The organism is Arcicella rigui (genome assembly GCF_034929435.1).
Taxonomy (GTDB): Bacteria; Bacteroidota; Bacteroidia; order Cytophagales; family Spirosomataceae; genus Arcicella; species Arcicella rigui.
The window spans coordinates 39,957-47,990 of the sequence record NZ_JAYFUM010000033.1; the positions used below are offsets into that span (position 1 = coordinate 39,957).

At 34.3% G+C, this 8,034-nt stretch carries 9 protein-coding genes; all 9 read left to right on the forward strand.

Annotated features, from left to right (window positions below; genetic code table 11):
- Positions 1 to 51: 51 nt before the first annotated feature.
- A complete protein-coding gene (locus VB248_RS21990) occupies positions 52 to 1,077 on the forward strand; it encodes a sensor histidine kinase (protein WP_323298996.1) in 1,026 nt (341 codons plus the stop codon).
- Positions 1,074 to 2,108 (forward strand): sensor histidine kinase, encoded by a 1,035-nt coding sequence (locus VB248_RS21995; protein WP_323298997.1) that lies wholly within the window; start codon positions 1,074 to 1,076, stop codon positions 2,106 to 2,108. Before VB248_RS21990 ends, VB248_RS21995 begins: the two co-directional genes overlap by 4 nt.
- A gap of 365 nt (positions 2,109 to 2,473) precedes the next feature.
- Complete coding sequence (locus VB248_RS22000) at positions 2,474 to 3,217, forward strand: LytR/AlgR family response regulator transcription factor (protein ID WP_323298998.1); 744 nt, start codon at positions 2,474 to 2,476, stop codon at positions 3,215 to 3,217.
- Positions 3,218 to 3,306: 89 nt separating this feature from the next.
- On the forward strand, positions 3,307 to 3,933 hold the full coding sequence (locus VB248_RS22005; protein WP_323298999.1) for a uridine kinase family protein: 627 nt from the start codon (positions 3,307 to 3,309) through the stop codon (positions 3,931 to 3,933).
- A 952-nt stretch (positions 3,934 to 4,885) separates the two neighbouring features.
- The gene (locus VB248_RS22010; protein WP_323299000.1) at positions 4,886 to 5,137 is read left to right on the forward strand and encodes a hypothetical protein; all 252 of its coding nucleotides are present in this window, start codon (positions 4,886 to 4,888) and stop codon (positions 5,135 to 5,137) included.
- A complete protein-coding gene (locus VB248_RS22015; protein WP_323299001.1) occupies positions 5,134 to 5,880 on the forward strand; it encodes a hypothetical protein in 747 nt (248 codons plus the stop codon). Before VB248_RS22010 ends, VB248_RS22015 begins: the two co-directional genes overlap by 4 nt.
- 113 nt (positions 5,881 to 5,993) lie before the next feature.
- Complete coding sequence (gene yiaA / locus VB248_RS22020; RefSeq protein WP_323299002.1) at positions 5,994 to 6,392, forward strand: inner membrane protein YiaA; 399 nt, start codon at positions 5,994 to 5,996, stop codon at positions 6,390 to 6,392.
- 450 nt (positions 6,393 to 6,842) lie between these two features.
- Entirely contained in the window at positions 6,843 to 7,634 is a 792-nt protein-coding gene (locus VB248_RS22025) for a DUF4261 domain-containing protein (protein ID WP_323299003.1), read from the forward strand.
- Between the two features lie 112 nt (positions 7,635 to 7,746).
- Positions 7,747 to 8,034 (forward strand): hypothetical protein (locus VB248_RS22030; RefSeq protein WP_323299004.1); only part of this gene is annotated, 288 nt, incomplete at its 3' end.

Genomic DNA, 8,034 nt, shown 5'->3' on the forward strand with positions numbered 1-8,034 from the left:
AAAATTACCTTTGTATTCTATTCAACACGAAAAACCTCGCCACTGTTATTAATGAGAAAACCAATCTATCATATTTTGTTTTGGATTACTTATACGCTGTATTTCTATTTTTCTGGTTGGATAACTGCCCCCGAAAAATTTGGGCAGTTGCATAATTTCATTAAAAACATTCTCATTTCAGTCATTGAAATGATTATACTTTTTTACACGCTTGTACTTTGTATCTTCCCTAAAACGCTTCCGAAGAAAAAATATCAATTATTGGCTGTTTTGCTAATTTCTCTTGGCATACTGGCTGTGCTGGGAAATGCAGGAGTGGTTTACGTTTTTACACAACTTATTTCAAATAATACTTTCAATTTTTATCGTTCGTGTACGGTTGGGCTGAATAATCTTTACCTCTCACTCAATTTTTCTTTGGCGTATTGGTTTGCTACGGCTTTTGTACAAAATGTGCGAAAACAAAACGAAGCCGAATTACGAAAAAGTAGCCTTGAACAATCTATTTTAGAAGCAGAATTATCTTCGCTCAAAAATCAGATTAATCCACACTTTTTTTATAATTCGCTGAATTTCCTTTATGCCCAAGCTCTGCCCCTTTCCAAACGTTTATCCGAGTCAGTGATGTTACTTTCGGAAATGCTTCGCTATACCATCAAAGAAAATAATCTCGAAGGAAAAGTTTGCTTGGAAAACGAAATCAAGTACATCAGAAACTATATTTATATCAAACAGTTACAGTTTTCAGAACCGCTCAATGTTTATTTGGAATTTAATGGAAATATTGGTTACAGAAGAATTTTACCCATGACCTTGAGTATTTTTGTAGAAAATGCCGTTAAATTCGGAGAACTGCACAAAATTGAATCGCCCATCAGAATAGTATTTTCTACCCAAGCCAATCATTTGTTCTTAACGCTTTCTTTCAGACTAAAAAAAGGTATCGACAGCCACGACGTAGATGAAGACCTCCAAGAAGTAAGAAGAAGACTGTACATCGCCTATTTCAATAAACACTCTTTGAAACTGAATTATGAAAACAACATTCAAAAAATATTTCTGAGAATAACTTTATGAAAGCAATCCAAACAAAATATCATGTTTATTACTGGATTTTTGATTTGTTGTTCCATGGGTTTATTCACTTTACAAATTTTGGCACAAAGGTAAATCTCATCAGCATTGGTATTATTACTTATAATATCTCGTTGAAAATGATGGCTTTTTACTTTACCTTAAAAGTAATTTTCCCCAATTTGTTGGATAAACAAAAGCCATTTTTACTGACGATTGCCCTCATTTCTTCTTTGTTTTTCATTGCTAATTTTGGCGTATTGATAGACTTCACGCTACTACCACACGCCGAAGGCGACTCCACAGATTCTACCCAATGGAGTATTGATATTATGATTAGAGTCTGGGAATTAGTCTTGATTATCCCTACGGCATTTGTGTATTGGTATGCCGAAAAAACGATTATTCAACAAAGAAAACAGCAGGAAATACAGAAGCAAACCAACGAACTAAAGAAAATCGTTTTACAATCCGAGCTTTCAAGTCTTAAAAATCAGATTAACCCTGACTTACTTTTTAGTACTTTAAGCTTTTTCCATCAGCAAGCACAGCCACTTTCGCCCAATTTATCAAGGGCTATTACATTACTTTCAAACATTATGCAGTACGTTGTGTATCATAATGAAAAAGGAGGCAAAGTATCCTTGGAAACTGAAATAAAACATATACAAGATTATATCGAAATTCAGCAATTGCGTTTTGATAATCGTTTGCAAGTAGTTTTTAAAGTCATTGGCGATTTTACTAATAAACAAATCATGCCTTTAATCTTAATTACTTTTATAGAAAATGCCTTTAAGCACGGCGAACTGAACAACCCCAACAATCCTTTACAAATCTTATTGTTGGTAAACGACGACCAACTTTTATTCACTACACACAATGCCAAAAGAATAAGAATGCAAGAAGCCTCGGAAATGATTGGCTTAGAAAACACCAAAAAAAGACTTATGCTGGGCTACTTCCGAAAACATGAATTGGAAATCAAAGATGAATGGAATTTTTATCAAGTACGCTTATCGCTAAACTTATAAAAATACAAAAAGCACATCTTTGGAGATGTGCCTTATAATTTTATGGGTTAGGGCAAAACAAGTATAATATTCAAAACTTAGGCGAATGATAGGGTAGCTATTTACTGATATATCTTTGTTTGCTGGTTACTGATTCAAAGTTGCCCTATTTATGGCGATTTCTAAAATTAATTACACCAACCCCCCTTATAAAATGACGAACTCTACCTTTTGAAGGGTAAAACCAAAACCATTTTAATTCCTGATTTTTCTTTCAATAAATAATGTTAAAATCAGTTTTTTGTAATCCTTTGAGCGATAAATTCAATAACTTTGATGACAAAAGTCCCTAAAGCCATACCAAAAAAGTAGTTTTAATAATCAACATGAAAATAAATTGCCTAATTATTGACGATGAACAGGCCGCCATTGATATTCTTACAAGTTACGTTAGTAGTATTCCATCTTTAAACCTTGTTGCTACTTCACTGAACCCTCTGGAAGCACTGGAAATTGTTCACTCACAAAAAATTGACTTAGTTTTTATAGACATTCACATGCCCGAACTATCGGGGCTGAGTTTTATCAAATTGGTAAAAACCAAGTGTAAGTTTATCCTTACCACAGCTTACAAACAATACGCTATTGAAGGCTTTGACAACAACGCTGTTGATTATTTAATCAAACCAATTGCCTTTGAGCGATTCTTGCAAGCTCTTCAAAAAGTACAAATTCCTGCTACGCCAACGATTCCAGTAAATGAAGGAAATCAGACAAGTACAAAGTCGGATAATTTTATTTTTGTAAAGACCGACAACCGTATTCAGCGTATCAATTTGGCTGATATTTTATTTATTGAAGGGCTGGGAAATTACGTTACGATTCATACCGAAAAAGGTAAGTACATTACGCTATTGAATGTAAAAGACTTGGAAGAATCTCTGCCTTCCGAGCAGTTTACTCGTGTGCATCGCTCTTATATTATTTCATTAAGTAAGATAGAATTTATTGAAGGCAACCACATTTATTTAGACAAAGACTTGAACATTCCGCTTGGCGATACCTACAAAAATCAGCTTTGGGCAATTTTGGATGGTAAAACTATTACAGGAAAAAGGTCTTTTTTTTAAGTTAAAGCAGAAAAGCATCGGAATAAAAATACAAGTTGTAACAATCTTTCCGACCTTTGCCAAAATTTTTCAACGACTTAAAATCATTTATGAGACCAGACCAACGACCGTTTATCGTAGGCATTACTGGAGGAAGTGCTTCGGGAAAAACATTATTTCTCAATCAACTACTTCAATCTTTTACAAATGAAGAAATCTGTTTGATTTCTCAAGACAACTATTATCGCAACAGACATGAACAAGTAGTTGACCAACACGGTTATATCAACTTCGACGAACCAGAATCTTTAGATTTACATCAATACGCCCTTGATATTGAAACCATTCGTTCAGGACAAGCTTTCCAACGCAAAGAATATACTTTTAACAATCCTGATATTATTCCCAAAATCATCACTTATTCGCCCAAACCCATTATTGTTGTAGAAGGGCTTTTTGTGTTTTATTATAAAGAAATTGCCGATTTGTTGGATTTAAAAATCTTTGTTGATGCCAAAAGTAAACTTCGTTTAAACCGTCGTATCGAGCGTGATGCCAAAGAGCGTGGCTATGGTCAAAAAGAAGATGTACTCTACCGTTGGGACAACCACGTTGAACCAGCATTTAAGAAATACGTAAAACCCTACCGTAAAACCTCTGATATTGTTATTCCCAACAATATTCATTTTGAAAAAGGTTTAGAAATTTTAGTTAGCTATTTAAAGCATAAGCTTTAGGGATTTGGGATGTCAGATTTCGGCTATCGGATTTCGGATGTCAGACTTTGTTTTTTGCCGTTGCCCGTGTCATCACGGGCAACATAATAATTCTCTCGCTCCAAATTGGAGGAAAGAATTTCAGCCCATCATTTTGTCGGATTTCGGCTATCGGATGTCGGATTTCAGATTTTGTTTTTTCCGTTTTTTGCCGTTGCCCGTGTCATCACTGGCAATACAATAATTCTCTCACTCCCATTTGCAGAAAGGAATTTCAGCCCATCATTTTATCGGATGTCGGATTTCAGATTTTGTTTTTTTCGTTTTTTGCCGTTGCCCGTGTCATCACGGGCAACATAATTCTCTCGCTCCAAATTGCAGGAAGGTTTCATCGCACAATATTTTGCTCCTGCAAATTGCAGGAAGGTTTCATCGCACAATATTTTGTTCCCGCAAATTGCAGGAAGGTTTCATCGCTTGATGTTTTGCCCCCGCAAGTTGCAGGAAGGTTTCATCGCCCAATGTTTTGCTCTCGCAAATTGCAGGAAGGTTTCATCACACAATGTTTTGCTCCCGCAAATTGCAGGAAGGTTTCATCGCCCAATGTTTTGCTCCTGCAAATTGCAGGAAGGTTTCATCACACAATGTTTTGCTCCTGCAAATTGCAGGAAGGTTTCATCGCACAATGTTTTGCTCCTAAATACTCATGGCATGAATTATATTTTATTTGGAGAATGTACAAACCACTGTCATTCATGCCATGAGTGGCACAACCCAAAAGCCAAATAGAAACCCTAAATACCGTTTAATAAATTTTTGAGCGAAAGCTATTGCTGAATTTTAATGTTAGTTTTTAATTTGATATTTTAGGGCTTGAAAGGTTATCTATTGTAAGACTACAATGGTATCTCAATACTATCGCATATTTTAAGTAGCATCTAAGTAGCCGTTGTAACAACTTAAAAATTAACAAATGAATAAGATTGAAATCTTTGAACAAGAACTTAAAAATGGAGACAGCACAGTAGGTAAAGTTGCTATTCTTCGTGGTGGACTGAACACTGACAACCCGACCGCAATTATGAATGACGCTGTTTCTACTTATGTTGGAACAAAAGGTTATAACGAATTCATAGAAGTTTTCCTTGACAATCCTTGGGTAAGGGTAGTAGTTAGTGGAATAAACGAACTTGACTATAAAGAATTCAAAAACCAAAAATTATGATGACAAAGGATGTAAATGTAAATCAATTGGCGAATGCCGTTATGTGGTGGCTAAGTTACACATCAGCAGTTGGACGTAATTATGTTCTTAGTGAAGGCTCAATTAAGTTCCCCGTTTCTGAATATTTAGAAAGGTCAACTATTGATGAAATTGAACTAGAATATGGTCACCCAAAACTTTCACGAAAACGGTTTGACTTATTTTTCAAAAAAAACTCAGCAGAAAAAATATTTTTTGAATTTAAGTATATAAAAAATGGCTCTACAAGGACACAAGATGAGAAACAAAGAGTATTTAACGACCTAATGAGGTTGCATTTAATTCATGACACAGACAATAAAGCATACTTCCTAATCTGTGGCAATCAAAGTGACTTCATCAAAGACTTTCAGAAAATTAGTCCCAACAAAGATCAATTTATAACACCAAGGCAAAAAGATTCTTTGCCTACAAAAATTATTTCAGAAGGCTTTTATACAAAATGGTTTAGCTTTGATGCAAATTTACCAGACAAAGAAATTGACTTAAATGATACCGTTAAGGAATACAAAGACATATATGATTTGTTTTTTAAAGAATATGCTGGCCCACACTTAGCTAAAACAATGACTGCTTTAGATAGACCTGATAGAATTAAGACTAGTCTGGTTTTTTTATCTGGCAACTTAGAGCAACCAACTGGACTTTTTCAACCCGCTAAAATTGGTATATGGGAAATATCAAAAGCCTCCAACTATTCTTAGAATCTCCTTATCATAAGTGCTAAAACAAGAAAAAAGCGTCAAACTCAAAATATATTGAGCCAGAAAACAAAAAGAAGACACAAGCTTATTATTAACTTATAAACAAACAAAAAATGGCACAAAAAACATCATCAGCATTCGTTGCAGCATCTTGGGTAGCATTAGGTACAGGAATTATTGGTTATTTAGCTGGTCTTTTTGGTTCGGATATGCTCTTGAATGAAAAAGGCTATTATTTCACCGTTTTAATGTTTGGGCTATTCGCTGTGGTTTCGCTTCAAAAAAGTGTGAGAGACAGACTTGACGGTTACCCCGTAACAGACATTTATTACAACATTTGCTGGTTTGCGACCATTTTATCTATTGCTTTACTTATCATAGGGCTTTGGAATGCTACATTATTACCAAGTGAGAAAGGATTTTATGCTTTTGCTTTCTTATTAGGCATCTTTGGAGCGATTGCGGTTCAAAAAAATACAAGAGATAATTTACCAACCAATAAACCTGAATAGCAATAACATTCCTGTTCCAAATATTTTTGGAACAGGAAATAAATTTATCCTCCTCCCTCCCACTCTTCTAAGAATAAAACCAAAAAGAATATCAAACTCTTTGCCGTTGCCCGTTTCATCACGGACAACATAATAATTCTCTTACTCCAAATTGCAGAAAGGCTTCATGCTCATAAATACTCATGGCATGAATTATATTTTATTTAGAGAATGGACAAACTTCTGTCATTCATGCCATGAGTGGCACAAACAAAAGCTAAATTGAAACCCTAAATACCGTTTAATAAATTTTTGAGCGAAAGCTATTGCTGAATTTTAATGTTAGTTTTTAATTTGATATTTTAGGGCTTGAAAGGTAGTCTATTGAAAAAATACAAAAATGTAGTACTTCCTATCGTGACCACTTGTGAGCTGTTATCTAATGACACCTCTTAAAAATTGAAAATTATTATGGGACTATTTGACTTCTTCAAAAAGAAAGAAAAACCAGAAGAGACTAAAAGAAATGATGTTATTCTTGCCATGCCAATGTTCAACAATGGCGAAATCGTTGACTTTGAAAAAGTTACAGCCTATTTGAAAAGTAACTGGAACACCGCAATATCAGACATTAATGAAGACGGTAGAGCTATTACATTTTCAATACAAGGCGAAACTGCTGCCATTGCGACAATGCCTGTGCAGATTCCATTCGACGATATTAAGGGGACAGCCCAATATGCTTATAACTGGACAAGTGCTGAAAAAGACTTGGAAAACCACAACTCACATGCTTTTGTAACAATCGTTTCGAGCAATAATAGCGAAGTAGAACGATTTAAAATTTTGACTAAGATTTTATCCTCTATCATCGCAACAAGTAATTGTTTGGGCATTTATCAAGGCTCTCAATCTTTACTAATTCCAAGAAAACAGTACCTTAGCAGTGCAGAGGAATTAAAATCAAACCAAATTCCTGTTGACTTATGGATTTATATTGGACTACGAAAAGGGAAAGACGGGAATAGTGCCTACACTTATGGACTAACAGCCTTTGGAAAACTTGAAATGGAAATCATCAACTCAAAGCTTGCTTTAGAAGAATTACATAGTTTTTTAAATAATATCTGTGCATACGTAATAGAAAGCGATGTAACCTTTAGAAGTGGTGAAACATTAGGTTACACAGCCGAACAAAAAATCAGAATTAGTAAGTCAAGCGGACAATTTGTAGAAGGACAAACTTTAAAACTTGAAATGTAAATAGATTTTATTAGGTAATGACATGAGCTTCAAAGATACATTTAACAATTGTAAGCAATTAATACCAAACATCTTTTTAGCCTTTTATTGCTTAGATACCATTCTAACAGCCATGGAAGGCACAATAGTAATGGCAAATGAAGTCTATGAATTTGAGTTGACTATACAGCATTATCTTGCTTTTTTGGTGCTAATTATCAACTTTCTGATATTTTTCTTTTATAAATCTTTTTATAAGTATAGTTTACTTTCCACTATTTTGTTGGGGCTTTTTAATGTAATTAGGCTTTCCTTGAAAATTGTTTTTCAATATTCATTTATAATAAAATCCACTCATGTTGTGGGTGGATTTTTCATTTCATTTGATGCGATTTATTTGAAAAATACAATTTTATTCACA

Coding starts and splice junctions, on each gene's coding strand:
- VB248_RS22025 (WP_323299003.1), top strand. CDS start 6,843: ATGGGACTATTTGACTTCTTCAAAAAGAAAGAAAAACCAGAAGAGACT.
- VB248_RS22015 (WP_323299001.1), top strand. CDS start 5,134: ATGATGACAAAGGATGTAAATGTAAATCAATTGGCGAATGCCGTTATG.
- VB248_RS22005 (WP_323298999.1), top strand. CDS start 3,307: ATGAGACCAGACCAACGACCGTTTATCGTAGGCATTACTGGAGGAAGT.
- VB248_RS21995 (WP_323298997.1), top strand. CDS start 1,074: ATGAAAGCAATCCAAACAAAATATCATGTTTATTACTGGATTTTTGAT.
- VB248_RS21990 (WP_323298996.1), top strand. CDS start 52: ATGAGAAAACCAATCTATCATATTTTGTTTTGGATTACTTATACGCTG.
- VB248_RS22000 (WP_323298998.1), top strand. CDS start 2,474: ATGAAAATAAATTGCCTAATTATTGACGATGAACAGGCCGCCATTGAT.
- VB248_RS22010 (WP_323299000.1), top strand. CDS start 4,886: ATGAATAAGATTGAAATCTTTGAACAAGAACTTAAAAATGGAGACAGC.
- yiaA (WP_323299002.1), top strand. CDS start 5,994: ATGGCACAAAAAACATCATCAGCATTCGTTGCAGCATCTTGGGTAGCA.